Below are 25642 nucleotides of genomic sequence, written 5' to 3' on the forward strand. Positions count from 1 at the left end.
ATTCACTACAGCTGAACCGGGCGTGTTAAAGGAAAACCGCGCCGATGGGGTCGAAGCGGGCGTGGTTTTACCGCCCGCCCGAGCGCCCCATGGCGCGGTAAGCCCGCTATCACCGCACGCGCAGCAAGCCTGTTAAAGGGAAACCGTGCCGATGGGGTCGAAGCGGGCGTGATTTTACCGCCCGCCCGAGCGCCCCATGGCGCGGTAAGCCCGCTATCACCGGACGTGCAGCAAGCCAGTTAAAGGGAAACCGTGCCGATGGGGTCGAAGCGGGCGTGGTTTTACCGCCCGCCCGAGCGCCCCATGGCGCGGTAAGCCCGCTATCACCGGACGCGCAGCGAGCGAAAAGCAATCCCGCGCCGCAGGCGCGGAACTCATCACATAATCGGCTGCGCCAGCCGCACAATGGCAATCAGCGGCTGCGGGTAGATCCCCAACAGCAGCACCAGCAGCGAGGAGATCAACACCACCACCCCACCGGCGGTCAACGCCCAGTTGCTCGGAGTATCGCGGCGTAATCTTTCCGGCGGGCTCAGATACAGACTGACCATCACCCGCAGATAGTAGTAAAGGCCGATGGCGCTCCCCACCACCACGGTGCCGGTCAGCCACCATAAGTGGGCGCTGACGCCGGCGGCGATAATATAGAACTTGCCGATAAATCCCAGCGTCATCGGAATCCCCGCCAATGACAGCATCATCACGGTCATCACCGCCGACAGGATGGGCTTATGCCAGAACAGCCCGCGATAGGAGAAAAGCGAATCGGCATCCGGCCCGGTGTAAGGACTGGACATCAGGCTGACCACGCCGAAGGCGCCCAGGCTGCTAAAGAGATACCCCGCCAAATAGACCCCGATGGCCTCCATGGAAAGCAGATGCGCGTTGACCGCAATCAGCCCCACCACCATATAGCCCAGGTGGGCAATGGAGGAATACCCCAACAGCCGTTTGATATTGCTTTGACCCAGGGCCATCAGGTTACCGAACAGGATGGAGAAAAAGGCGATAATGCCCAGCACCAGCCGCAGCGCGCTGCTGTCGGTGACCGGCGCGTACAGGAACAGCCGCATCAGCACCGCAAAAATCGCCACTTTGCTGGCGGTGGCGAGAAACGTGGACACCGGCGCTGGCGCCCCCTGATACACATCCGGCGTCCACAGATGAAACGGCACCAGCGAGAGCTTAAAGCCGATACCCACGATCATCATGCCCAGACCCGCCAGCAGCAGCGGCTGTTGCAGCATGGCGGCGTTGAGCTGATGGCCCAGGGCGACGAACGACAGGTTGCCGGTATCGGCATACACCAGCGCCATGCCGAATAACAGAAAGGACGAGGCCGCAGCGGACAGCAATGTGTATTTGATACTGGCTTCAAACGGCCGTTTTTGCTGATAGGCATAGCCAATCAGGCCGAACAGCGGCAGCGAAAGCAGTTCAATGCCCAAGAACATGGACGCCAGATGGGTGGCGCCCGCCAGCAGTATGCCCCCCATGGCGGCGATCAATACCAGCAGATAGAACTCGTCGCGGTTACCGGGATAACCCGCCAGCCAGGGATAGGCAAAGGTGCTGGTGGCCAGGCTGGAAAACAGCACCAGCGCGGTATAGAACACCGAATAGCCGTCCGAGCGAATCAGCGGCGTGACGTCCATGGCGCCGGCATAACCGACGAAAAAGAGTGAAAGCAATGCCACGTTGAGGCCGATGACCGTCAGGGTGGCGTTGACGAAATGGTTGCGTCGCCACGCAATGCACAGCATCACAACCACCACCGTCAATCCGACGATCAACAGCGGCAACAGTGCGATCAGTTGTTGAGGAGTTATTGTCATGGCGAATTACGGCCTTGTTGTTGTAAAAGTTGAACCAGCTTCGTTTATCGAGAACCAGTGCTGTACGTTGCCCATTGCCGCCTGAGAGGTTTGCAGCACCGCCTGCGGGAATATTCCCAGCAGCACCAGCAACACCGCCAGCAGCAGGATGATCGACAGCTCGCGCACCGTCATTCCCGGCAGGATGTCGGTGGATTTGGCCGGACCGTAATAAGCGCGCTGCATCATAATCAGCGAATAAACCGACGCGAACACCAGGCCGAAGGTAGAAATCACCGTGATAACCGGTACCACCGGGAAGCTGCCGAAAAGAATCAGGAACTCGCCGACAAAGTTACCGGTTCCCGGCATACCCAGGGTGGCCACCGCGAAGAACAGCGACAAGGCGGGAATCAGCTTCAGGCGGCCCCACAACCCGCCCATTTGCCGCATATCGCGGGTATGCAGGCGTTCATAAAGCTGTCCACAGATGATAAACATCCCGGCGGCGGAGAGGCCATGGGCAATCATCTGCACCACCGCCCCCTGATAAGCCAATTGGCTGCCGCTGTATATCGCTATCAGCACGAAACCCATATGGGACACGCTGGTATAGGCAATCAGGCGTTTGATGTCGGTCTGGATGAATGCCATCCAGGCACCGTAGAAAATACCTATCACCCCGAGCCACATGGCGATGGGGGCGAATTCATGGGAAGCATGGGGAAACAGCGGCAGGCTGAAGCGCAGCAGACCGTAGGCCGCGGTTTTCAGCAGTATGCCCGCCAGGTCGACGGAGCCGGCGGTAGGCGCCTGGCTATGGGCGTCCGGCAGCCAGCCGTGCAGCGGCACCACCGGCATCTTTACCGCGAAAGCCAGGAAGAATCCCAGCATCAGCAAATATTCCACCTGGGAAGACATGGGGGTATGCAGCAGATCTTCGTAATTGAAGGTCCAGACGCCGGTGGCGTTGTAATGGACGAACACCAGCCCGATGATGGCCACCAGCATGACCAGTCCGCTGGCCTGGGTATAGATAAAGAATTTGGTGGCGGCGGCGATACGGGTTTTGCCGTCCGATGCCCGATGTCCCCACAGGGCTATCAGGAAATACATCGGCACCAGCATCATTTCCCAGAAGAAGAAAAACAGGAACATGTCGATAGCCAGGAACACACCGATAACGCCGCCGAGGATCCACAGCAGGTTAAGGTGGAAGAACCCCTGGTAACGCTGGATTTCACGCCAGGAACAGAGAATGGCCAGCACCCCCAGCAGCGCGGTCAGCACCACCATCAGCAGGGACAATCCGTCCAGCGCCAGATGGATGGAAATACCGAAGCGCGGTATCCACGGCAGCACATATTCAGATTGCCACTGGGGCAGCCCCTGCGCTGAAACCAGTGAATAATTGCCCTGCAGCCACAGCTGCAGGGAGAGCGCCAGTGTCAGCCCCATGGAGATCACGGCAATCCAGCGCGGTACCTTGGTACCGAATCGCTCGCTTTGCCAACACAGCAGACCGCCAATGAAGGGGAAAAGTATTAGCCAAGGTAGTAGCATGGCGTTATGCGTCCCTAAATTGAAAAAAACCCGAAAACTTGCTGTCGAACGAGAAGGTGTTCTCCCCTCCCGCTCCGCGCATGTCGTCATCACCATTTATTTGTCAGACGACTTTCCGTTAACCGATAAAGCGTTATCCGGACAGCATCAAACGAAAATCAACAGCGCCACCACAATCACGGCGCCTAAACTCATCGAGGCCGCATACCAGCGCACCTGGCCGTTTTCACTCAGCGTCAGGCCGCGGCCGCCCCAGCGCGCCAGCACCGCCGGGGTATTCATCAAGGCGTTCAGCGGATCGCGCTGCAGCAGTCTGGCAATGCCCAGATAGGTTTGCACAAACACTTTGTCGTACAGCCAGTCGAAGCCCCAGGCGTTAAACCACCACAGGGTGAGCAAGCGCCCCGGCGCGCTGGCGGCGATGGACTTCACCAGCCGGCGCTCGCCGAGATACAGCCAGGCGGCAATGAGTATACCGACGATCACCAGCAGACCGGAGACGATTTCCAGCGTCATTTTGCCGTCCTCGCCGCCGCGGATATCCGGCAGAACCCCCGCCAGCGGCGGCGTAATCAGCGCGCCGATAAAGGTGGACAGCACCAGCAGCACCAGCAGCGGCAGATGGTGGCTAATGCCTTTGCCGGCATGGGCCTTGATTTGCTCTTTACCGTGAAAGACGATGAAAATCATGCGGAAGGTATAAATGGAGGTCAGAAACGCCCCCACCAGGCCCGCCAGCATCAGGTTGTTATTGCCGTTGAGCAGGGCGCCCCAAAGGATTTCATCCTTACTGTAGAAACCCGCGGTGACGATGGGCAGCGCCGACAGCGCCGCGCCCCCCACCAGGAAGCAGATATACACCAGCGGAATGGATTTGCGCAGCCCGCCCATCTTGAAAATATTCTGCTCGTGGTGACAGGCCAGGATAACCGAGCCCGACGAGAGGAACAGCAGGGCTTTGAAAAACGCGTGCGTCATCAGGTGGAAAATAGCCGCATCCCAGGCATGTACCCCAAGAGCCAGGAACATGTAGCCTATCTGGCTCATGGTGGAATAGGCCAGGACGCGCTTGATGTCGGTTTGCACCAGGGCGGCGAACCCCGCCAGCACCAGGGTGATGGCGCCGACGATGCCCACCAGGTGCAGCACCTCGGGGGCCATCAGGAACAGGCCGTGGGTGCGGGCAATGAGATAAACCCCGGCGGTGACCATGGTGGCGGCGTGGATCAGCGCCGAGACCGGGGTCGGACCGGCCATGGCATCCGCCAGCCAGGTCTGTAACGGCAGCTGCGCCGATTTACCTACCGCGCCCCCGAGCAGCATCAATGTCGCCAGGGTGATGGCGGTTGAACCCGCCGCCATATGCTGCGGCGCCAAGACCACCATTTCGCGGAAATTCAGCGTGCCCAGCTGGGTAAACAGGATAAACAGGGCAAAGGCCAGCAGCACATCGCCCACGCGGGTGACGATAAAGGCTTTCATCGCCGCCGCGCCGTTTTTCGATTCGGTGTAATAGAAGCCGATGAGCAGATAACTGCACAGCCCCACCCCTTCCCAGCCGAGATACATCAGCAGCAGGTTATCCGCCAGCACCAGCAGCACCATGCTGGCGATAAACAGGTTGGTATAGGCAAAAAAACGCGAATACCCCTCTTCCCCGCGCATATACCAGGCGGCGAACAGATGGATAAGAAAGCCGACGCCGGTAACCACCGACAGCATGGTGAGGGACAATCCGTCCAGGCTCAGGGTGACGGCGATATTGAAGTTATCCACCGACATCCAGGTCCAGAGCGGCTGGTTAAACACCGCCGCGCCGTCGCTGCGGGTGCCGAGGAAATCAATGGCCACCCAGAGTGTGGTAAGCGCGGCCAGCAGTATGGTGCCGACCCCCACGATAGCCGAAGCGTTTTCTCCCCAGCGTCCCCGGGAAAACGCCAGCAGCAGGAATCCCAGCAGGGGAAACAGAATGGTTAAGTAAAGTAGGTTCATCCGTGCATCTCGCTGACTTTATCAATATTCAGGTTTTGACGGCGGCGATGCAGCTGCAGCAGCAGTGCCAGGCCGATGCTGGCCTCGGCCGCGCCAAGACTGATGGCCAGAATGTACATCACCTGTCCGTCGGCCTGTCCCCAATAGCTGCCCGCCACCACAAACGCCAGGGCGGAAGCGTTGATCATGATTTCAAGCCCCAGCAGCATAAACAGCAGGTTACGGCGAATCAGCATGCCCGTTAAACCGAGAACAAACAGAATGGCGGCCAGAATGAGTCCGTGGGAAAGCGGGATCATGCTTGTTCCTCCGATTTTCTTTTTATGGCGTCGGTGATTTTCGGACCCTTGTACAGGGCATCCACGTCACGGTCTTCGCGTCCCAGATGGAAGGCCACCACCAAACCGGCCAACAGCAGCATGGAAGCCAGTTCCACCGCCAGGACGTAAGGCCCGAACAGCGTGATGCCGACGTTTTTCGCACTGATCATCTCGCCGCTGATGCCGTGATCGGCAGCGCCGTAAATACCCCGGATGAGGGTCCACAGCAGCAGCAGCGACAGGATTCCCGGTCCGATCCAGGCCGAGGGCGCCAGCCAATCGCGCTCCTGCCGCGCCGTGGACGCCCCGAGATTGAGCATCATCACCACGAACACGAACAGCACCATGATGGCGCCGGCGTAGACAATAATTTCCAGCGCCCCGGCAAAGTAGGCGCCCAGCGTAAAAAACACGCAGGCGATAGCCAGCAGCGATACGATCAGATACAGCAGTGCGCGTACCGGATGGGTGTGGGTAATCACCCGCAGCGTGGCCAATATGGCCACCAGACCGGCTACATAAAAAGCGACTTCCATGCTTAACTCCTTAGGGCAGCAAACCTTTGACGTCGATGGGTTTGGCTTCGTTTTCCGCGTCGCCTTTATCTTTCCCGCCAATCGCCATGCCGGCCATCCGGTAAAAATTATATTCCGGATACTTACCCGGCCCCGAAATCAGCAGATTTTCTTTTTCATACACTAAATCCTGACGCTTGAACTCGCCCATTTCAAAATCCGGCGTCAGCTGGATTGCCGTGGTGGGGCAGGCTTCTTCACACAAACCGCAGAAAATGCAGCGGGAGAAATTGATACGGAAAAATTCCGGATACCAACGTCCGTCCGCGGTTTCCGCCTTTTGCAGCGAAATACAGGCCACGGGACAGGCCACGGCGCACAGGTTACAGGCGACGCAGCGCTCCTCGCCGTCGGGATCGCGGGTCAATACGATGCGGCCGCGGAAACGGGGCGGCGGATTGACCGGCACGTCGGGATACATTTGGGTTTCGCGTTTGCTGAACGCTTGCATGCCAATCATCCAGATACTGCGTAACTGGGTGCCGCAACCAAAGACCAGCTCTTTTAATGTCATGGTTTTTTCACCCCTTATTGAGCGTTGTACAAGATGACCGCCGCCGTCGCCAGCAGGTTCAGCAGCGTTAACGGCAGGCAGAATCTCCAGCCGAAAGCCATCACCTGGTCATAACGCGGACGGGGTAGCGCCGCGCGGATCAGGATGAACATCATCATAAAGAAGCCGGTTTTAATGGCGAACCAGATAAAGGAGGGTAAAAACGGTCCCTGCCAGCCGCCGAAAAACAGCGTGACTATCAGGGCCGACACCGTCACGATACCGATGTATTCCCCGACAAAGAATAAACCGAACTTCATGCCGGAATATTCAATGTGATAACCGTCCGCCAGTTCCTGTTCGGCTTCCGGCTGGTCGAAGGGATGACGGTGGCACACCGCAATCCCGGCCAGCACGAAGGTGGCGAAACCGAAAAACTGCGGAATGATATTCCACAAATGCGCCTGGGAGGCGACGATGTCCCCCAGTTTGAAGGAACCGGCCCGCGCCACCACGCCCATGAGCGACAGTCCGAGGAAAACCTCGTAGCTCAGGGTCTGCGCCGAGGCGCGCATGGCTCCCAGCAGAGAGTATTTGTTATTGCTCGACCAGCCGGCGAACAGCACCGCGTATACCGCCAGACCGCCCATCATCAGAAAGAACAGCACGCCGATATTGAGATCCGCCACCACCCAGCTGGAACTCACCGGCACGATGGCGAAGGAGAGCAGCAGCGCGGTAAAGGCAATCACCGGCGCCAAAGTGAATATCATCCGGTCGGCGAAGGGCGGGATCCAGTCCTCTTTAAAGAACATTTTCACCATGTCCGCCACCAGCTGCAGCGAGCCGCCCCACCCTACCCGGTTCGGTCCGTAGCGGTTCTGGAACAGCCCAAGCAGCCGGCGTTCGCCAAAGCTCATGAACGCGCCGCAGGACACCACCACCAGTAAAATCACAATCGCTTTCAGCACGGCAATAATGGCGTCAATCACATCCGGTGTTAACCAACTCATAGTGCGGCCTCCCGCAGATTTTCAACGGTTTGTCCCAACCACACCGGCGGTATGCCCGGCAAACCCAGCGGCAGGCCAATCTGACCGACGGTCAGGCCTTCGCTGAATCGTACCGGCAGACGCACAGACTGGCCGGCGCAGGTAAACTCAAGCAGCGTGCCGCTGTTGACCCCCAGATGCTCGGCGTCTCGACGGTTGAGCGCCACATAAGGCGCCGGCATCCGCTCCTGGATAACGGCCGACCGCTGCGAGGTTTCTTCGCTGCCGAACAGATGATAATAAGGCGCGATACGCCACCGTCCGTCGGATGGCGGGGAGAATGCCGCCGGAACGTCAGTGAAGTAAGCCAACGCGCCGTCGCCGGGTTCCAGCAAACGCACGCCGGGATCGCCGTGGCGCAAATGGCCGCCCACTTCATCCTGGAATTTATTCCAGGCCTGCGGCGAGTTCCAGCCCGGCGCCCAGGCGAAGGCCACCTGTTTGCTGTTGCTGTTCGGGCCGCTGTTGCCTTCCATGGAGAAGGCAAACATGGTGTCCTGATCCTGCGGCTGACGGGGTTCGTGCACGTCGATATTGGCGCGCATGGCGGTCCGTCCGCTGTAGCGGTGAGGCTCGCGGGCCAGTTTTTGGCCCCTGACGCGGAAACCGGCGTCCGGCGCGGCCTGGACGATGCCCGCCAGCTGCGGCAGCGCTTCGGCGCAGGCGGCGATGATGTGGTCGAACTGAGTCCAGTCCACGTGGCGATTCAGATAAGTGGAGTGCAGAGAGTGCAGCCAGCGCCAGCTTTCCAGCATCACCGTCTGGCTGTCATAATAAGCCGGGTCAAACACCTGGAAGAAGCGCTGAGCCCGGCCCTCCTGATTCACCAGCGTCCCGTCGCTTTCGGCGAAACTGGCCGCCGGCAGGATCAGATCCGCCTTATCCATAATGGCGGTACGCTGGTGGTCCACCACAATCAGGTTAATGGCCTTCTCCAGCGCGGCGTCGATACGCGAGGCCGCCCCGTGGCGATAGAGATCGTTTTCCAGCACGATAACGCTGTCCGCCCCACCGCTTTCCAACTGCTCCAGCGCGTCGTCCAGGGAACCGCCGCCTATCATCGCCAGTCCCATACTGTTGGCGCTTGGGGCGACAAAGGTAATGCCGACATCGGCGCCGCGGCCTTTCAATGCACGGGCGACATTGGCGGCGGCGGCGATTACCGCTTCGCTGCCGGCGCTGCCGCCGGAAATAATCAGCGGCTTACGGGCGCCGGCCAGGGCCTGCACCGCAATGTCGATTTTGGATTTCAGTCCGTCGGCGAGATCGGTTACCGCCGGCGCGCCGTCATCCAGGGCATGGGCAATGGCGAAACCGAGCCGGGCCTGATCTTCCACCGGCGCGCAGTAGGTCCAGGCAGAGAGATCGTCGAGCTTGGTGCTGTCGACATTGGTGACGAACAGCGGATAGCCGGCGCGCTGACCGATGGTTTGGATAGCGGCAATCTGCCAGTCGGCGACTTTCTGCGCCGCAGCCATCTCACGGGACTTGCCCTTTACCGCCTGGCGCACGGCCAGGGCGATGCGGGCGCCGGTCTGGGTCAGGTCTTCCCCGAGCACCAGCACCGCGTCGTAGCTCTCGATTTCACGCAGCGCGGGAGTACGGATGCCGCTGTCGCGCAGCACCTTGAGCATCAGCGCCAGGCGGCCCTGTTCAGCGGCGGAAACGCCGCTGTAAAAATTCTCGGCCCCCACCAGTTCGCGCAAGGCGAAATTGCTCTCTACGCTGGCACGCGGCGACCCGATACCGATCATCTTTTTGGCCTGCCGCAGCGCGTCGGCCGCACCTTGCATCGCCTGCTCGGCGTTCAGGGCGATCCAATCCTCGCCGCGGCGCTGCAGCGGCTGGCGGGGACGATCTTTCAGATTAACGTAACCGTAGCCGAAACGGCCGCGATCGCAGAGGAAATAGTGATTGACGCTGCCGTTATAGCGGTTTTCGATACGGCGCAATTCGCCGTAGCGTTCACCGGGGCTGGTGTTGCAGCCGACGCTGCATTGCTGGCAGATGCTGGGAGCGAACTGCATATCCCATTTGCGGTTGTAGCGTTCGGAATGGGTCTTGTCGGTAAATACCCCGGTCGGACAGACTTCCACCAGATTGCCGGAGAATTCGCTTTCCAGCGCCCCATCCTGGGTACGGCCGAAATAGACGTTGTCATGGGCGCCATAGACCCCGAGATCCGTACCGTCGGCATAATCTTTATAAAAGCGGACACAGCGGTAACAGGCGATACAGCGGTTCATCTCATGGGAAATAAACGGCCCGAGATACTGGTTGCGATGGGTCCGTTTGGTAAAACGGTAGCGGCGGAAATTCTGCCCGGTCATCACCGTCATGTCCTGCAGGTGGCAGTTGCCGCCCTCCTCGCACACCGGACAGTCGTGGGGATGATTAATCATCAGCCACTCCACCACGCTCTGGCGGAAATTTTTCGCTTCGTCATCGGCAATGGAGATAAAGGTGCCGTCAGACGCCGGCGTCATACAAGACATCACCAGCCGGCCGCGGGTGTCTTCGGCGTTTTGGTATTGCTTGACCGCGCACTGGCGGCAAGCTCCGACGCTGCCCAGCGCCGGATGCCAGCAAAAATAGGGAATATCAAGGCCAAGCGACAGACAGGCTTCCAGCAGGTTGTCCGCCCCGTTAACCTCATATTCCTTGCCGTCTACATGAATGGTAGCCATAGTCAGCATGCTTCCGTGTGGCCCGTAAAACCGCGGGCGTTAATCAAAAATGCGTCTTGTGCATAACAGGGTCGCCCATGCCCTTTGGCGGACAACCTCTGCAGGGTTACCAACGCGCTTTTAGCAAATTTGGCTGTACACCGGCAATAGCGCGGGTATTACCGATATGCTGCGGTGCAATTCCCGCTTCGAATTCTTCCCGGAAATATTTAATGGCGCTTTGCAACGGTTCCACCGCACCCGGCGCATGGGCGCAGAAGGTCTTGCCCGGGCCGAGGAAACGGCAAAGCTGCTCCAGGGTTTCGATATCCCCCGGCTGCCCCCGGCCGTTTTCCAGCGCCTGCAGCAGTTTCACGCTCCAGGGCAGGCCGTCTCGGCAGGGCGTGCACCAGCCGCAGGATTCGCGGGCGAAGAACTCTTCCAGGTTGCGCGTCAGGGACACCATATTGATTTCATTGTCCACCGCCATGGCCAGCGCCGTACCCAGGCGGCTGCCCGCTTTACCGATATGCTCGAAGTCCATGGGCAGATCAAGATGATCCCCGGTGAGAAAATCGGTGCCGGCGCCGCCGGGCTGCCAGGCTTTCAGGGTCAGGCCGTCGCGCATGCCGCCGGCATAGTCTTCCAGGATTTCCCGCGCCGTAATGCCGAAGGGCAGTTCCCACACGCCGGGATTTTTAACCCGGCCGGAAAAGCCCATCATCTTGGTGCCGGTATCGCTGCTTTTGCCCGCCGTAATGCCCTTGTACCATTCAACGCCGTCGGCAACGATGGCCGGCACATTGCACAGGGTTTCCACGTTATTGACGCAGGTGGGTTTACCCCAGGCGCCGGACGTGGCCGGGAACGGCGGCTTGGAACGCGGATTGGCGCGACGGCCTTCAAGCGAGCTTATCAATGCGGTTTCTTCTCCGCAGATATAGCGGCCGGCGCCGGTATGCACCATCAGCTCGAAATCAAACCCGCTGCCCAGAATATTCTTGCCAAGATAGCCGGCCTCGGTGGCCTCGGCGATGGCGCGGCGCAGATTGGCCGCCGCTTCGATATATTCGCCGCGCAGGAAAATATAGCCGCGATAGGATTTCAGGGCGAAGGCGGCAATGAGCATGCCTTCCACCAGCAGATGGGGCAGCTGTTCCATCAGCAGCCGGTCTTTATAGGTACCGGGTTCCATTTCATCCGCATTGCACAGCAGATAGCGGATATTCATGGAAGGGTCTTTGGGCATCAGGCTCCATTTCAGCCCGGTGGAGAAGCCGGCGCCGCCGCGCCCTTTCAGGCCCGAATCCTTTACCAGGGCGACAAGATCGTCCGGCGATATCCCCTTCAGCGCCTTTTCCGCGCCGGCATAGCCGTTCTTGCCGCGGTATTCGTCCAGCCAGACCGGCTGGTGGTCGTCCCGCAGGCGCCAGGTCAGCGGATGCGTTTCAGCAGTTCGTATAATCTGTTTGGTCATCGATACTGCTCCAATAGCGAACCGATACCTTCCGGCGTCAGATGAACGTGCGTATCATCGTCGATCATCATGGTCGGCCCCTTATCGCAATTCCCCAGGCAGCAGGTGGGCAGCAGGGTAAAACGCCCGTCCTCGGTGGTCTGGCCCGGCTTGATATTGAGGGAGTGCTCCAGCGCGGCCTGAATGCCCTGGTAACCGGTGATATGGCATACCACGCTGTCGCAATAGCGGATGATATGCCGTCCCACCGGCTGACGAAAAATCTGGCTGTAAAAGGTGGCGACCCCTTCCACATCGCTGCCGGGGATGCCCAGCACCTCGGCGATGGCGTCAATGGCGCCGTCCGGCACCCAGCCTCGCTGCTTTTGCACAATCTTCAGCGCTTCGATGGAAACGGCGCGGGCATCTTCGTAATGCTGTTTTTCATGCTCGATGGCATCGCGCTCAAGGGCGCTCAGCACAAAAACCTCGGCCGCGGCCGGCTGGCCGGATGCAACGGCCTGTTCATGGGTGGCTTTAGATTCTGGCATAATTAGCGGTCCACATCTGACATAACAAAATCGATACTGCCCAGGTAAACGATGAGATCGGACACCAGGCTGCCGCGAATAACCGAGGGTATTTGCTGTAAATGCGGGAAACTCGGCGTGCGGATGCGGGTCCGGTAGCTCATGGTGCTGCCGTCGCTGGTCAGGTAATAGCTGTTGATCCCCTTGGTGGCCTCGATCATCTGGAAGGATTCATTGGCCGGCATCACCGGTCCCCAGGACACCTGGAGGAAATGGGTAATCAACGTTTCGATATGCTGCAACGTGCGTTCTTTGGGCGGCGGCGTAGTCAGGGGATGATCCGCTTTAAACGGCCCCTCCGGCATATTGTCCAGGCATTGCTGAAGGATGCGCAGGCTCTGGCGCATCTCCTCCACTTTGAGCATGACGCGGCTATAGCAGTCGCTGATGCCGTCGCCCACCGGCACTTCAAAGTCAAAATTTTCATAGCCCGAATAGGGCCGCCATTTACGCACGTCGAAGGAGATACCGGTGGCGCGCAGCGCAGCGCCGGTAACGCCCCAATCCAATGCCTCCTGGGCATTGTAGGCGGCGACGCCCTCGGCCCTGCCGCGCAGCACGCTGTTCTTCAGCGCCGCTTTCACATAGGAGTCCAGGCGTTTGGGCAGCCAGTTGAGGAAATCGCGCAGCAAGCCGTCCCAGCCGCGGGGCAGGTCGTGGGCCACGCCGCCGATGCGGAACCAGGCCGGATGCATGCGGAATCCGGTAATGGCTTCCACCACGTCATAGATTTTCTGGCGATCGGTAAAGGCCAGGAACACCGGCGTCATACCGCCGATATCCTGAATATAGGTACTGATGTACAGCAGATGGCTGTTGATACGGAACAGCTCGGAGAGCATGACGCGAATGACGTTTACCCGGTCCGGCACCACAATACCGGCCAGCTTTTCCACCGCCAGCACGTAAGGCATTTCATTGACGCATCCCCCCAGATATTCCACCCGGTCGGTGTAGGGAATGTAGCTGTGCCAGGACTGCCGTTCACCCATTTTTTCCGCGCCGCGGTGGTGATAACCGATGTCGGGAACGCAGTCGACTATCTCTTCGCCGTCCAACTGCAAAATGATGCGGAACGCCCCATGGGCGGAGGGATGGTTCGGACCGAGATTCAAAAACATGAAGTCTTCGTTCTCCCGGCTCCGCGTCATTCCCCACTCCTCGGGTTTAAAGGTCAGCCCTTCCATTTCCAGATCCTGCTTCTGCTTGGTGAGCGTGAAGGGATCGAATTCGGTGGCCCGCGCCGGATAGTCCTTGCGCAGCGGGTGGCCTTGCCAGCTTTTGGGCATCATGATACGCGTCAAATGGGGATGGCCGTCGAAGGTCATGCCGAACATTTCCCAGGTTTCACGTTCATACCAGTTGGCGTTGGGAAAAATCTTGGTGGCGGTGGGCAGGTGCAGATCGCTTTCCGACAGCGCCACCTTAAGCATGACGTCCCGGTTCCGTTCAATGGAAATCAGGTGATAAAACACAGTGAAATCCGCCGCCGGCAGGCCTTCGCGGTGAGAGCGCAAACGCTCGTCCACGCCGTGGAGATCGTACAGCATCACATAAGGCTTCGGCAGTTTTTTCAAGAACAGCAGGACGTCGAGAATCTGCTCGCGTTTGACCCATACCACCGGGATACCGGTACGGGTGGGTTGTACGGTGAAGGCTTCCGGGCCGAAACGGTCACGCAATTCGCCGATAACCGGATCATCAAGGTGATCGCGGGTTTGCCAGGCCGGCTGGGCGAGGTTTTGCGTCATCAACTCTGTCATAGTTTTTTTCACCAAATTAAGGCTATACCGGCGTCATGCCATTGTGCGCGCTGACTGATTATGGCCGACAAATGTCGTGTTGATTCGCGCTTTAAAACTAAATTTCGTCGGGGGAACGCAGGTTGGTCACCGCGATTCTTTCACCCTGCTTACGATCGCGCTCCGCCTGCATATTGGCGCGATAGACCCCCTGGTCACCCACCACCCAGGATAAGGGACGCCGCTCTTTGCCGATGGATTCCTTCAACAGCAGCAACGCCTGAATATAGGCCTCGGGACGCGGCGGACAGCCGGGAATGTACACATCCACCGGCAGGAATTTGTCTACTCCCTGCACCACGGAATAAATGTCATACATGCCGCCGGAGTTGGCGCAGGCACCCATGGAAATCACCCATTTGGGCTCCAGCATTTGATCATAAAGGCGCTGGATAACCGGGGCCATTTTGGTGAAAGGCGTACCGGCAATGACCATGAAGTCCGCCTGGCGCGGAGAGGCGCGGATAACCTCGGAACCGAAGCGCGCCACATCGTGCACCGCGGTGAAGGAGGTGGTCATTTCCACGTAGCAGCAGGAGAGGCCGAAGTTATAGGGCCAAAGAGAATTACCGCGGCCCCAATTCACCACATCGTGCAACACAGTTTCAAGTTTGCCGAGAAAGACGCTGCGATTGACCTGGCCCTCCATGGGATCGGCGACAACTTCCTGTTTTTGCAGCGGATAGCGGTCATTCCCGTTATCACCGTCCGGATCAACCCGGGTAAGTGTATAATCCATTTTTTTGCCTCGCTGTTACGGCTGTCGACGTTGGTTTTCGGCGATAGGGCCGGACCGGCGCAGACGCAGGGAACGCTCAGGCGTCCAATCCAGCGCGCCAATCCGCACCAGGTAAACCAACCCCGCCAACAACACTAAAATGAAAACGGCTGCTTCGCAAAAGCCGCCCCAGCCCACTTCGCGGATAGAGGTGGACCAGGCGTACAAATACAATGCTTCCACGTCGAAAATGACGAAAAACATGGCAACCAGGTAATATTTGGCCGAAAGCCGCAACCTTGCGGTTCCAACGGGATCGATACCGGATTCAAACGGGACGTTTTTCGAGCGGGCATGGGCTTTTCCGCCCAGTAGGTAACCGCCGGACAACATAAAACAGCAGAGACCGGCGGCGCCAACGAAAAATACGGCAAGCGCCCAGTAATGGGCGGTGACTTCAGTGGTTATTGACATTCTCTTTGCTTACTCATCAAAAGTGGCGTTTTGCAGCCTGCTCTTTAACGGCAGTTCGACTCACCACATCGATTTATGGGAAGGATTTAAAAAACCGCATAGTGCTGCAGCCACCGGCAAACACAGTCATTATGTGGGGTTTTTACTCCTTTGCATAACCTTTTGTCAACTTGGACAAAGGAAACTTCATAGTAATTTACACCTGCAATATCTTATTAACATTTGATGCGTATGCTCGCCGCTTAATCGAGTCAGTAAACGACACGAAAAAGGGAATCCCCTTGTTCGGCGATTGCGTAACCTGAAAGACACTATACCATTTTCACGAGAAATCATGTTATTCCGCGTTTTTGGTAAGGGCAAAATATGATCCAGGACACAATTTTGCAACTTTTAGGAGTGAAAGTTGCACAGTACGTGCGCCCTGCAACGATTTTTTTTTCAGAAACAACGTTTTGATTTTTATTTGCACAAATAAAGAGATGCTTAACATTGCCGACGCAACAAAATCCGGCGCCGGAATGCCGCAAGGATAAATTAGGTAGAGAAAAGTGGAGGTAATAAGCTTTATAATCAAATAAAAATATATAATTGATATTTTAATAGATTTTAGTAGATTAAGCCCCATTAATCAGGGGCTTAATTAGGCTACTCAACACAGCTACTCATCACTGACGGTAAAGCTTTCTCCCTTCCCTTCCCCGTTCACTGCCCGTGGCAGAACAGGACTATAAGAACCGTTGCCGGCATTGATCGCGCTGAAAATCGCCATAGCCAGCTCATTTTCGCATTGAGGATTTTTACAGAGCACATACTGAGTGTCGGGCAAAGACGGCAATCCGTCGCTTTGCCCCAGTACCCGTAAATCCGCGCTCATCATCTCCACCGGCCGCGCGGTGACGCCGAGACCCGCTTTAACCGCCGCGCGGATAGCCGCCAGGGTAGACGCACTGTATGCGATACGCCATGGGATACCCGCATCTTGTAGAAACTCTATAGCCTGGGTCCGAAACGGGCTTGGCTCATCGGAAACCACCAGCGGGATCACATCACCGGGACTGAAACGGTAATCGGCGGCGCAATACCACAGGGTGGGAGAAGTACGCAGAGTGACATGGGAATGTTTTCCTTCACCCAGCGTAGTGATAGCCAAATCCACCTCTCCGCTGTTAAGCATTTCCTGCATCTGCGGGCCGCGTTTGACACAGACATCAATTGACAGCTTAGGGTATATCCTGGTGACCCTGCTGAGCAGGAAAGGCAGTATGGAGTCAGCCGTATCGTCCGATGCGCCGATTGTCAGCGAACCTTGGATATTACTGTACATAAGCGACGTACAGGCCTCGTCGTTGTAAAGTAAAATCTTCCTGGCATAACCAAGCAATTGAATCCCGTGTTCGGTCAAAAGCTTGTTCCGACCATGACGGGCAAACAATTCTTTTCCGACAAGCTGTTCTAATCGTTGCATCTGCTGGCTGACGGCCGATTGTGTTCGGCATACTGAAGCTGCTGCGGCCGCAAAGGTGTTGAGATCAGCGACGGCAACAAACGTTCTCAATAAATCAAGATCTAGATTGAGCACTGGACGATTTGCATTGGTCATAATATTGTCTTCACTTATGAATTCTAATTACACACTACTACCCTGGCGTTCAAAAAAATCGCATTTCCAAGCTATTACTGTTATGCACGTATCCCCACAGCCTTAACAACAAAATCCGGGGTCGTTTCGATAACCGATACGCACTTTAATCTTGCGGAGACTTTGCGATTTACAGGCAAAGTTCACACATATATAAATGGTAGCCAGCATCGTTGAAACATAGCGCCCGTAGTGGATAAAAGGCTAAATTTCGCAAGGATATCATCTACATAAAGCTAAATGTAAAACAAAGAAAGGCTTAACGGTAAACTAAAACTTAAATGTAATTAATTAAATGGCATGCTAACTTCAATTTCAAATGTTGAATATTAGTGGCTAGGTCCAATTTTTTTATCCCAACCCGCTTTATTTACATAAATTTTTCTTAACTATTGTTTCTTCGGTAAAATATATCTCATGGCAAAATTTTCTTACTGGTAAATGTATACCATAAATAGCTACCTTAAACGAAACAACAATAATTTGTAAGCATCAAAAGTTGACCTTTATTTTTCAATGGGAAAGTGCTCACATGCCGATGAAGTAGGGATACTTTACTTGGGTGAAAAATGTGATAAGTATCATGATACCTGGCTTCATCCCGGCCCTTTTGCGCTAAAAGGAATGCGAAAGGGATATTTACGCAATTTTTCTTAACATCTTAACCGCTGGTAACTAGACCGGTCGCCAACCGACCTCTTTTATCAGAGTAGACCCTATTCGCCATCATTAGTATATAAAATACTCAAACCGTGAAACCAAGCGGAATGTAAAGATTATCACATCAGAATAATATATCTAATGATTAATATTTTATGGATTTTTTAACTGAAAAAACGGTTAATGTAAAATTGTCTGTTGACATCCTGTTTTCAGCCTGAACATTACCGCTATTGACGCCCTGAAACCTTCTAAAGGACAAACCAGTGGAGTACATTATGCAGAATGCGCGATTTCCCGGTTAAAATACGTTTTCCCTGCATAAGGCATAATATCGTGAGCACTAGCGTTGAAAAATCCAGTAAATTGGAAAATGTTTGTTACGACATTCGGGGCCCGGTGCTCAAAGAAGCCAAGCGTCTCGAAGAAGAAGGTAATAAAGTCCTTAAGCTAAATATCGGCAATCCCGCTCCGTTCGGTTTTGAAGCGCCGGACGAGATTTTAGTGGATGTGATTCGCCATTTGCCCACCTCGCAGGGCTATTGTGATTCAAAAGGCCTCTATTCGGCCCGTAAAGCCATCATGCAGCATTACCAGGCACGCAATATGCTGGATATCACCGTTGAAGACGTGTATATCGGCAACGGCGTATCCGAGCTCATCCTGCAATCAATGCAGGCGTTGCTTAACACCGGTGACGAAATGCTGATACCCGCCCCTGATTATCCGTTATGGACCGCGTCAGTAGTGCTGTCCGGCGGCAACGCCGTACATTATCTCTGTGACGAAGGCGCCGGTTGGTTTCCGGATCTGGACGATATCCGCAAAAAAATTACGCCGCGCACCCGGGGACTGGTGATCATCAATCCCAATAACCCCACCGGGGCGGTCTACAGTAAAGAAATGTTATTGGAATTGGTAGAGATAGCCCGTCAACATAACCTGATTATCTTCTCGGATGAAATCTATGACAAAATACTTTATGACGAGGCGCAGCATCATTCAATAGCCGCCCTGGCGCCCGATCTGCTTACCTTGACCTTTAACGGCCTGTCAAAGACCTATCGTGTCGCCGGCTTTCGCCAGGGCTGGATGGTACTGAACGGACCGAAAAAACAGGCCAAAGGCTATATTGAAGGACTCGAAATGCTGGCGTCCATGCGATTATGCGCCAATGTGCCGATGCAGCATGCCATCCAGACCGCGCTGGGGGGCTACCAGAGCATCAGCGAATTCATTATGCCGGGGGGACGGTTATACGAACAGCGCAACCGGGCCTGGGAACTGATTAACGATATTCCCGGCGTCTCCTGCGTCAAACCCAGCGGTGCGCTTTATATGTTCCCTCGCATCGATGCCCGTCGTTTCAATATTCTTGACGATCAGAAATTGGTACTGGATTTGCTGCTGGAAGAGAAAGTGCTGCTGGTCCAGGGCACGGCGTTTAACTGGCCGTGGCCCGATCATCTGCGCATCGTCACGCTGCCAAGGGTGGATGTGCTGGAAAGCGCCCTCGGCAAATTCAGCCGTTTTTTGCAGAAATACCATCAGCAATAAGAGCGAGTTATGAACCAAAGCCATTTTTTTGCCCATCTGTCCCGGTTGAAGCTGATTAATCGCTGGCCGTTAATGCGTAACATCCGCACCGAAAATGTATCTGAACACAGCCTGCAGGTGGCGTTTGTGGCCCATGCCCTGGCGGTGATCAAAAACCGCAGGTTCGGCGGCCGGCTGAATGCCGAACGCATCGCTTTGCTGGCGATGTATCACGATACCAGCGAAGTGCTCACCGGCGACATGCCGACGCCGATTAAATATTTCAATGCGCAGATTGCCCATGAATACAAAAACATCGAGAAAATCGCCCAGGGAAAGCTTATCGAGATGCTGCCGGAAGAGCTGAGGGAGGATTTCCGGCCGCTGATTGACGAGCAATACTATGCCCCGGAAGAGAAAGCAGTGGTGAAACAGGCGGACACCCTTTGCGCCTATTTAAAGTGCCTGGAGGAGATTTCCGCCGGCAACAATGAATTTACCCCGGCCATGGCGCGGCTGGAGAAAACCCTCGAAGAGCGTAACAGCCCGGAAATGGACTATTTTATGACGGTGTTTATTCCCAGCTTCAGCCTCTCCCTGGACGAAATCAGCAACCACGATTCGCCGCTGTAACGGCTATGCCGGCCCGGCCGGCATAAATCTATCGGGAATGCATTGCCTGGCCATGGCGGCCGGAATGAAAGCGTCTTGAGCAAGCCTTAATCAGAAGGGAAAGAGCACCGGCACCAGCAGCACGCTCGCCGCCATCACCAATAGGGTGAAAGGAACGCCGAGGCGGAGAAAGTCGCCGAATTTATAGCCTCCCGGCGCCAGCACCAGGGTGTTTACCGGCGATGAAACCGGCGTCATGAAAGCCGAGGAGGCGGCGATAGCCACAATCATGGCGAAGGGATACGGGGACACCGACATTTCATGGGCGGCGGCCACCGCGATGGGCGCCATCAGTACCGCCGTGGCGGTATTGGAAATGAACAGTCCGATGACCGCGCAAAGGACAAACAGGCTCAAGAGCATCATATGCGCTCCCGCCCCGCCCGATATGTCCATCAGCAAACGCACCACCAGCTCGACGCCGCCGGTCTTTTGCAGGGCCAGGGCGAACGGCATCATGCCGACGATAAGAATCAGGCTCGGCCAATGGATGGCGCGGTAAGCGCTTTCCATATCGATACAGCGGAACTTTCCCATCAGTACACAGGCGATAAGGGCGGCGATGGGATTGGGGATCTGATCGGTGAGCATCATCGCCACCATCAGCGCCAGGCAAAACAACGCATGGGGCGCCTGGCTAACCGCCGGCGCCACGTCGTCTACTTCCGCCGGCAAATTGAGCACGATAAAATTGTATTTTTGCATCTGCAGCTGGCGGATAAGCTTCCAATCGCCGATCACCAGCAAGATATCCCCCAGCGTCAGCTCTTCGTCGATGAGTTTGCCGGTCATCGCCTCGCCGCCACGGCGGATACCCACCACGTTGAGCCCGTATCGGCTGCGAAAGCCCACCTGACGCAGGCTTTTGCCCAGCAATGCGGAGTCAGGAATCAGGCTGACCTCCGCCATGCCGACGTCCCGCGCCTGTTCGGAAAAATATTCGCCCCGCAGGATCATCGGCTCCAGCAGCTGTTCGCTGCAAAATTGCCGTAGTCCCGCCTCGTTGGCTGAAATATCCACTAACAATACATCGCGCTGCTGCAGCTCGGTATTGCCCCCGGCGCTGATCATCACCCGGCGGAATTTGCGCCAGCGCTCTATACCCACCACGTTGGCACCGTAGCGATCGCGCAGCCGGAGATCGTCCAGCCGCTGCCCGATCAATGGCGAACCGGGCCGCAGCGCCAAGCGCCGCGCGCGTCCGCTCAGTTTGTAATCATGGATGAGATCGCGGAATGTCCGGCGTTTCCACCGCTCACGCTCCGGGTCGCTGTTGTTGCCGTTTAGCCAAAAACGCGCTACCAGCATGTAGCCGATACCCATGATCAACACCATGATACCGATGGGAGTCACGGCGAAGAAACCAAATCCCTGCGCGCCGTCCCTTACCAGTTCGCTATTGATTACCATATTGGGCGGCGTCGCCACCAGGCTCATCATGCCGCTGATAAGGGCGGCAAAACTCAAGGGCATCATTAGCCGGGCGGGGGACGTTTTCATGCGCGCCGCGACGCTCAGCACCACCGGGATGAAAATAGCCACCACGCCGGTGGAACTCATGAACGCCCCGAGGGAGGCCACGGTGATCATCAGGAGAATCAGCATGCGGGTTTCGCTTTTGCCCGCCGCCCGCATCAGCCACTCCCCCATTTGATAGGCTATGCCTGTGCGCACCAGTCCTTCGCCGATGACGAACAGGGCGGCGATAAGCAGGACGTTGGGATCGCTGAAACCAGCGGTGGCTTCCGCCAGCGTCAGCGTGCCGCTGAGCACAAAGGCGATAATCACCAGCAGCGCCACGACATCCATGCGCACTTTGCCGGTGGTAAACAACAGGATGGCGATCAACAGCAGGACGAGCACCCAGATGAGTTCATTAGTCACGACATTGTCCCTGATGATGTCGGTATCTCACGTGTTTCAGTCAGCGCGCTCTCCCTTTAACAGGCTCGTTGCACGTTCGGCGGTAGCGGGCCTAGCGCGCCGTGGGGCGCTCGGGCGGGCGGTAAAACCACGCCCGCTTCGACCCCATCGGCACGCTCTCCCTTTAACACATCGTTGCACGATCGGTGAACGCGGGCCTAGCGTGCCATGAGGCGCTCGGTCGGCCAAAAATGGCCGATTCGACCTCATTGGCGCGCTCTCCCTTTAACACGTCGTTGCACGATCGGCGATCGCGGGCCTAGCGCGCCGTGGAGCCCTCGGTTGGCTCGACCCCATGCCGCGGACGGGGATTTCGTCAAGCAATGAGACTGACCCTGGCGCCGCCGGCTTCCCGCTCGATTCGCAGCTGCTCCAGGGAAGTGAGCAGCATGCCCACGGCATCCTTTTGCGGCGTTTGGGCCGGCGGGTTAACCGCAATCACCGGACAACCGGCGGCCAGCGCGGCCTGGATGCCGGCGATGGCGTCTTCCACCACGATGCATTCACGGGGCGCGAACCCCAGCTTTTCCGCCCCCAGCAGATAGGCGTCCGGCTGAGGCTTGCCCCGCGCCACCTGCTCGGCGGTAATCAATACCGCCGGCGCCGGCAGATTGCCGGCCCGGATGCGGGCGGAGGCCACCGGCATCGTTCCCGATGTCACGATGGCCCAGGGAATATCCAATTCATTCAGGCGGTTGAGCAGCGCCACCGCGCCAGGCAACGCCGTCACGCCGTCGATACACTCCGCTTCAAATTTTTCCAGGGCGAGGAATTCAGCCCGCAGCGTCTCCTCACTGGCACCCGGCATAAAATGACGCAATGAGGTAATCGCCTGTTTCCCATGGATAAAGTCAAATACGTCCTTAACGGAAACGCCTTTGCTTTTGGCCCAGTTACTCCAGGCTAACTCCACCACCGGTAATGAATCAATCAAGGTTCCATCAAGGTCAAACAAAAAACCTCTACAAAGCACTGGCATATCTCCGGATTAAGCCGTCAGGCATTGATGATTTGCGTAATTTCAACCGCGCTCAAATGGTATTGACGCGGGCAGGATTGCCAAACGGCGAGCATGCGCAGGTATTTATCCCACATTTTGGTCTGGGCATTAAATCCGTGCGTGCCGGAATCGAAGTGGGTGTAGCGCCCTTCGGTAAAGACCATAAAACGAACATAGGCCAGGTAACGGGATTCCGTGGCGGCATCGAAACCCAGGAATGATAAACGCCGTTCATCAATATCCTGGCGATCCTTCAGATTGCCCCAGGACACCTGCAGGGCGTGATGCATTTCCATAATATCGATAATCGTGCGGCAGACATCTTCGCTTAACTGACCGAAATCCCGATCCAGTTCGGCCATCTGCAAGCCGTATCCGCGCTCCACAATGGTCTGCTGGCGGCGGTAACGCTCGGCATTATCCGGATCCAGCATGATCATGATTTTATACTGGTTCGACAGAATAAGCCGCTGGGCGTTTGTCATCTCCATCATCCACTCCTGATTTTGTATCTTGAATCGCCTAAACTATCCCGTCGTTAGCATGTCATAATGCTGGCGGCGACGGTATCGGAAGCCGGCGCTTTTTTGATTTAAGACAGCCGATGATGAAATATCGGCCCGCTGTAACAAGAAGCGGGCACGAGGTTATAAATCGTCTAAAAAAGCTTTGTCGAGCAGCTTGAAGGCGCGTTTGAGAACATCCGCCAGCATCTGATAGGTGGGCGCGCCTTCCACCGGCGCCATGGCCTGCCCTGCCTCGGTAAGCTGGTGGCGCACTTCGTGGAACCAGTGCAGCAGGGTCGGCGGCAGCGGCGTGACCGAGCGCTTGCCCAGCCACCAGAGCCCTTGCATCGGCAGGCTGCAGGCGAAAACGGCCGTCGCCACCGCCGGACCGAGCTGTCCGCCGAGGGCGATTTGCCAGCTTAGCGTGAAGACGGCCACCGCCGGCATAAAACGCACGGCGAAACGGGTGGCGGTGATCATACGATTTTCCGGAAAAAGCGGCGCCAGGCGTTTGTCGGTCGGCCAGGTTTTCATATAGTCTTGTCCGCGCTGGAAGATTTTATACCAGCTTACCGAACCGGAGGGGATTGTCGCCATAGCGGACCTCAACTTTACGAATAAAAATTAAATTTTTTGTGCAAAAACACAAGATAATTTTAGAACATTTAAATATATTTTGTCTTTGCTGCCGGCAGTCGTTATCCTTGTTGCCGTCTCGCGGCGGGATAAACCGGCCCCGGACTGCAGGCTTTCAGTATCCTCCGCCGACGGCGGCGAGGGAATAGGTAAAATTACGTTTCAAAAAAAATTGATTAACTTCAACTATTTTCGATTTCATGTCAAAAAAATGACCTTTGGCATGATGTTAATCATAAATCTCAATGGGCTAATGCGCTACGCTTTAAGACTGATTGATGATTTATTAACCATGCACAATACATAGGTACTTCCATGTCGAGTAAGCTAGTACTGGTTCTTAACTGTGGCAGTTCATCCCTTAAATTTGCCATTATCGATGCTGCAAGCGGTGAAGAATTCCTTTCCGGCCTCGCTGAGTGCTTCAACCTGCCGGAAGCGCGCATCAAGTGGAAGATGGACGGCGCCAAACACGAAGCTGAATTGGGCGACCGTGCCGCACACAGCGAAGCATTACGCTTTATAGTTAATACAATTCTGGCGCAAAAACCAGAATTATCGGCACAAATCACCGCCATCGGCCATCGCGTCGTCAATGTCGGCGAAAAATATACCAGTTCCGCCGTCATCACGGACGCGGTGTTGCAGGCAATCAAGGATTCCATCCCGTTTGCGCCGCTGCATAACCCCGCCCATATCATCGGCATTAACGAAGCACAGAAGAACTTTCCGAAACTGGCGAAGAAAAACGTGGCGGTTTTTGATACCGCGTTCCATCAAACCATGCCGGAAGAAGCCTATCTTTATGCCCTGCCGTATTCCATCTATAAGGAACACGGCATTCGCCGCTACGGCGCCCACGGCACCAGCCACTTTTATGTGACCCGCGAAGCGGCCAAATTCCTGGGCAAGCCAATGTCGGCGGTTAACCTTATCACCTGTCACCTGGGCAACGGCGGTTCGATCACCGCGGTGCGCAATGGCGAAAGCGTGGATACCTCCATGGGACTGACTCCGCTGGAAGGCCTGGTGATGGGCACCCGCAGCGGCGATATCGATCCCGCCATTATGTTCTATCTGCATAATGCCATGGGGATGTCGGTTGATCAAATCGACCATATGCTCACCAAGGAATCCGGCCTGCTGGGCCTGACCGGCGAAACCAGCGATATGCGCTGGGTCATCGATAATTACGCCGCTAAACCGGAAGCCAAGCGTGCCATGGACGTGTTCTGCCATCGGCTGGCGAAATACATCGGCTCTTATACCGCGCTGATGGACGGCCGTCTCGATGCGATTATCTTCACCGGCGGCATCGGTGAAAACGCGGCGATGGTCCGCGAGCTGACCCTTAAGAAACTGTCGCTGCTGGGCTTTGAAATCGACCAAAAACGCAACGAGGCCGCCCGTTTCGGCAACAGCGGCATTATCACCACCGATACCAGCCGTCCGGCCATCGTAATCCCGACCAATGAAGAGTTGGTCATCGCCCAGGATGCCGCCCGTCTGACCGCGTAATGATTTCACCGTTCCGCCGCAGGCCTTACCCGGC

21 protein-coding genes are annotated in these 25642 nt (G+C 56.4%); 3 read left to right on the top strand and 18 right to left on the bottom strand.

Annotation, left to right across the window (positions count from 1 at the left end):
- Positions 1–377 precede the first annotated feature (377 nt).
- From nuoN to lrhA, 14 genes are all read right to left on the bottom strand, one after another.
- A complete protein-coding gene (nuoN, locus tag ACL2XJ_RS26660; protein WP_132927246.1) occupies positions 378–1835 on the bottom strand; it encodes an NADH-quinone oxidoreductase subunit NuoN in 1458 nt (485 codons plus the stop codon).
- Between the two features lie 6 nt (positions 1836–1841).
- Positions 1842–3377, bottom strand: coding sequence for an NADH-quinone oxidoreductase subunit M (gene nuoM, locus ACL2XJ_RS26665; protein ID WP_132927244.1), 1536 nt, complete (start codon positions 3375–3377; stop codon positions 1842–1844).
- A gap of 147 nt (positions 3378–3524) precedes the next feature.
- Positions 3525–5369 (bottom strand): NADH-quinone oxidoreductase subunit L, encoded by a 1845-nt coding sequence (gene nuoL / locus ACL2XJ_RS26670; RefSeq protein WP_132927242.1) that lies wholly within the window; start codon positions 5367–5369, stop codon positions 3525–3527.
- The gene (gene nuoK, locus ACL2XJ_RS26675) at positions 5366–5668 is read right to left on the bottom strand and encodes an NADH-quinone oxidoreductase subunit NuoK (protein ID WP_132927240.1); all 303 of its coding nucleotides are present in this window, start codon (positions 5666–5668) and stop codon (positions 5366–5368) included. Before nuoK ends, nuoL begins: the two co-directional genes overlap by 4 nt.
- On the bottom strand, positions 5665–6225 hold the full coding sequence (gene nuoJ, locus ACL2XJ_RS26680) for an NADH-quinone oxidoreductase subunit J (RefSeq protein WP_413725118.1): 561 nt from the start codon (positions 6223–6225) through the stop codon (positions 5665–5667). The genes nuoK and nuoJ overlap by 4 nt, the downstream gene beginning before the upstream one ends.
- Before the next feature lie 10 nt (positions 6226–6235).
- Positions 6236–6778, bottom strand: a complete 543-nt coding sequence (gene nuoI, locus ACL2XJ_RS26685; protein ID WP_203523487.1) for an NADH-quinone oxidoreductase subunit NuoI — start codon at positions 6776–6778, stop codon at positions 6236–6238.
- Between the two features lie 14 nt (positions 6779–6792).
- Positions 6793–7770: an NADH-quinone oxidoreductase subunit NuoH gene (gene nuoH, locus ACL2XJ_RS26690; RefSeq protein ID WP_132927234.1), complete on the bottom strand. Its 978-nt coding sequence runs from the start codon at positions 7768–7770 to the stop codon at positions 6793–6795.
- Positions 7767–10496 (bottom strand): NADH-quinone oxidoreductase subunit NuoG, encoded by a 2730-nt coding sequence (gene nuoG / locus ACL2XJ_RS26695; protein ID WP_413725119.1) that lies wholly within the window; start codon positions 10494–10496, stop codon positions 7767–7769. Before nuoG ends, nuoH begins: the two co-directional genes overlap by 4 nt.
- A 106-nt stretch (positions 10497–10602) precedes the next feature.
- On the bottom strand, positions 10603–11952 hold the full coding sequence (gene nuoF / locus ACL2XJ_RS26700) for an NADH-quinone oxidoreductase subunit NuoF (RefSeq protein ID WP_132927230.1): 1350 nt from the start codon (positions 11950–11952) through the stop codon (positions 10603–10605).
- Positions 11949–12482 carry an NADH-quinone oxidoreductase subunit NuoE gene (nuoE, locus tag ACL2XJ_RS26705; RefSeq protein ID WP_243701539.1) on the bottom strand — a complete coding sequence of 178 codons (534 nt, stop codon included), beginning with the start codon at positions 12480–12482 and terminating at the stop codon, positions 11949–11951. The genes nuoF and nuoE overlap by 4 nt, the downstream gene beginning before the upstream one ends.
- 2 nt (positions 12483–12484) lie before the next feature.
- The gene (gene nuoC / locus ACL2XJ_RS26710; RefSeq protein WP_413725120.1) at positions 12485–14284 is read right to left on the bottom strand and encodes an NADH-quinone oxidoreductase subunit C/D; all 1800 of its coding nucleotides are present in this window, start codon (positions 14282–14284) and stop codon (positions 12485–12487) included.
- A 97-nt stretch (positions 14285–14381) separates the two neighbouring features.
- Positions 14382–15062, bottom strand: coding sequence for a NuoB/complex I 20 kDa subunit family protein (locus tag ACL2XJ_RS26715; protein ID WP_413725121.1), 681 nt, complete (start codon positions 15060–15062; stop codon positions 14382–14384).
- 15 nt (positions 15063–15077) lie between these two features.
- Positions 15078–15515 (bottom strand): NADH-quinone oxidoreductase subunit A, encoded by a 438-nt coding sequence (locus tag ACL2XJ_RS26720; protein ID WP_132927224.1) that lies wholly within the window; start codon positions 15513–15515, stop codon positions 15078–15080.
- 661 nt (positions 15516–16176) lie between these two features.
- Positions 16177–17118, bottom strand: a complete 942-nt coding sequence (gene lrhA, locus ACL2XJ_RS26725; protein ID WP_132927222.1) for a transcriptional regulator LrhA — start codon at positions 17116–17118, stop codon at positions 16177–16179.
- A 1035-nt stretch (positions 17119–18153) separates the two neighbouring features.
- Here lrhA and ACL2XJ_RS26730 point away from each other — a divergent pair.
- Both ACL2XJ_RS26730 and yfbR read left to right on the top strand, forming a co-directional pair.
- Entirely contained in the window at positions 18154–19374 is a 1221-nt protein-coding gene (locus ACL2XJ_RS26730) for a pyridoxal phosphate-dependent aminotransferase (protein WP_132927220.1), read from the top strand.
- Positions 19375–19383: 9 nt separating this feature from the next.
- Positions 19384–19986, top strand: a complete 603-nt coding sequence (gene yfbR, locus ACL2XJ_RS26735; protein ID WP_132927218.1) for a 5'-deoxynucleotidase — start codon at positions 19384–19386, stop codon at positions 19984–19986.
- Positions 19987–20076: 90 nt separating this feature from the next.
- Here yfbR and ACL2XJ_RS26740 read toward each other — a convergent pair whose 3' ends face one another.
- The 4 genes from ACL2XJ_RS26740 to yfbV all read right to left on the bottom strand — a co-directional run bounded on the left by ACL2XJ_RS26740 (position 20077) and on the right by yfbV (position 24051).
- Positions 20077–21909, bottom strand: a complete 1833-nt coding sequence (locus ACL2XJ_RS26740) for an SLC13 family permease (RefSeq protein WP_413725122.1) — start codon at positions 21907–21909, stop codon at positions 20077–20079.
- Between the two features lie 355 nt (positions 21910–22264).
- Positions 22265–22921 (bottom strand): sugar phosphatase, encoded by a 657-nt coding sequence (locus ACL2XJ_RS26745; RefSeq protein ID WP_132927214.1) that lies wholly within the window; start codon positions 22919–22921, stop codon positions 22265–22267.
- A 23-nt stretch (positions 22922–22944) separates the two neighbouring features.
- A complete protein-coding gene (locus ACL2XJ_RS26750) occupies positions 22945–23439 on the bottom strand; it encodes a YfbU family protein (protein ID WP_132928069.1) in 495 nt (164 codons plus the stop codon).
- Between the two features lie 156 nt (positions 23440–23595).
- Positions 23596–24051, bottom strand: coding sequence for a terminus macrodomain insulation protein YfbV (gene yfbV / locus ACL2XJ_RS26755; protein ID WP_132927212.1), 456 nt, complete (start codon positions 24049–24051; stop codon positions 23596–23598).
- 354 nt (positions 24052–24405) lie between these two features.
- Between yfbV and ACL2XJ_RS26760 the strand changes: the two genes are divergently transcribed.
- Entirely contained in the window at positions 24406–25608 is a 1203-nt protein-coding gene (locus tag ACL2XJ_RS26760) for an acetate kinase (protein WP_132927210.1), read from the top strand.
- Positions 25609–25642: the final 34 nt, after the last annotated feature.

It is taken from the genome of Sodalis sp. RH16 (assembly GCF_047324245.1).
GTDB classification, from domain to species: domain Bacteria; phylum Pseudomonadota; class Gammaproteobacteria; order Enterobacterales; family Enterobacteriaceae; genus Acerihabitans; species Acerihabitans ligni.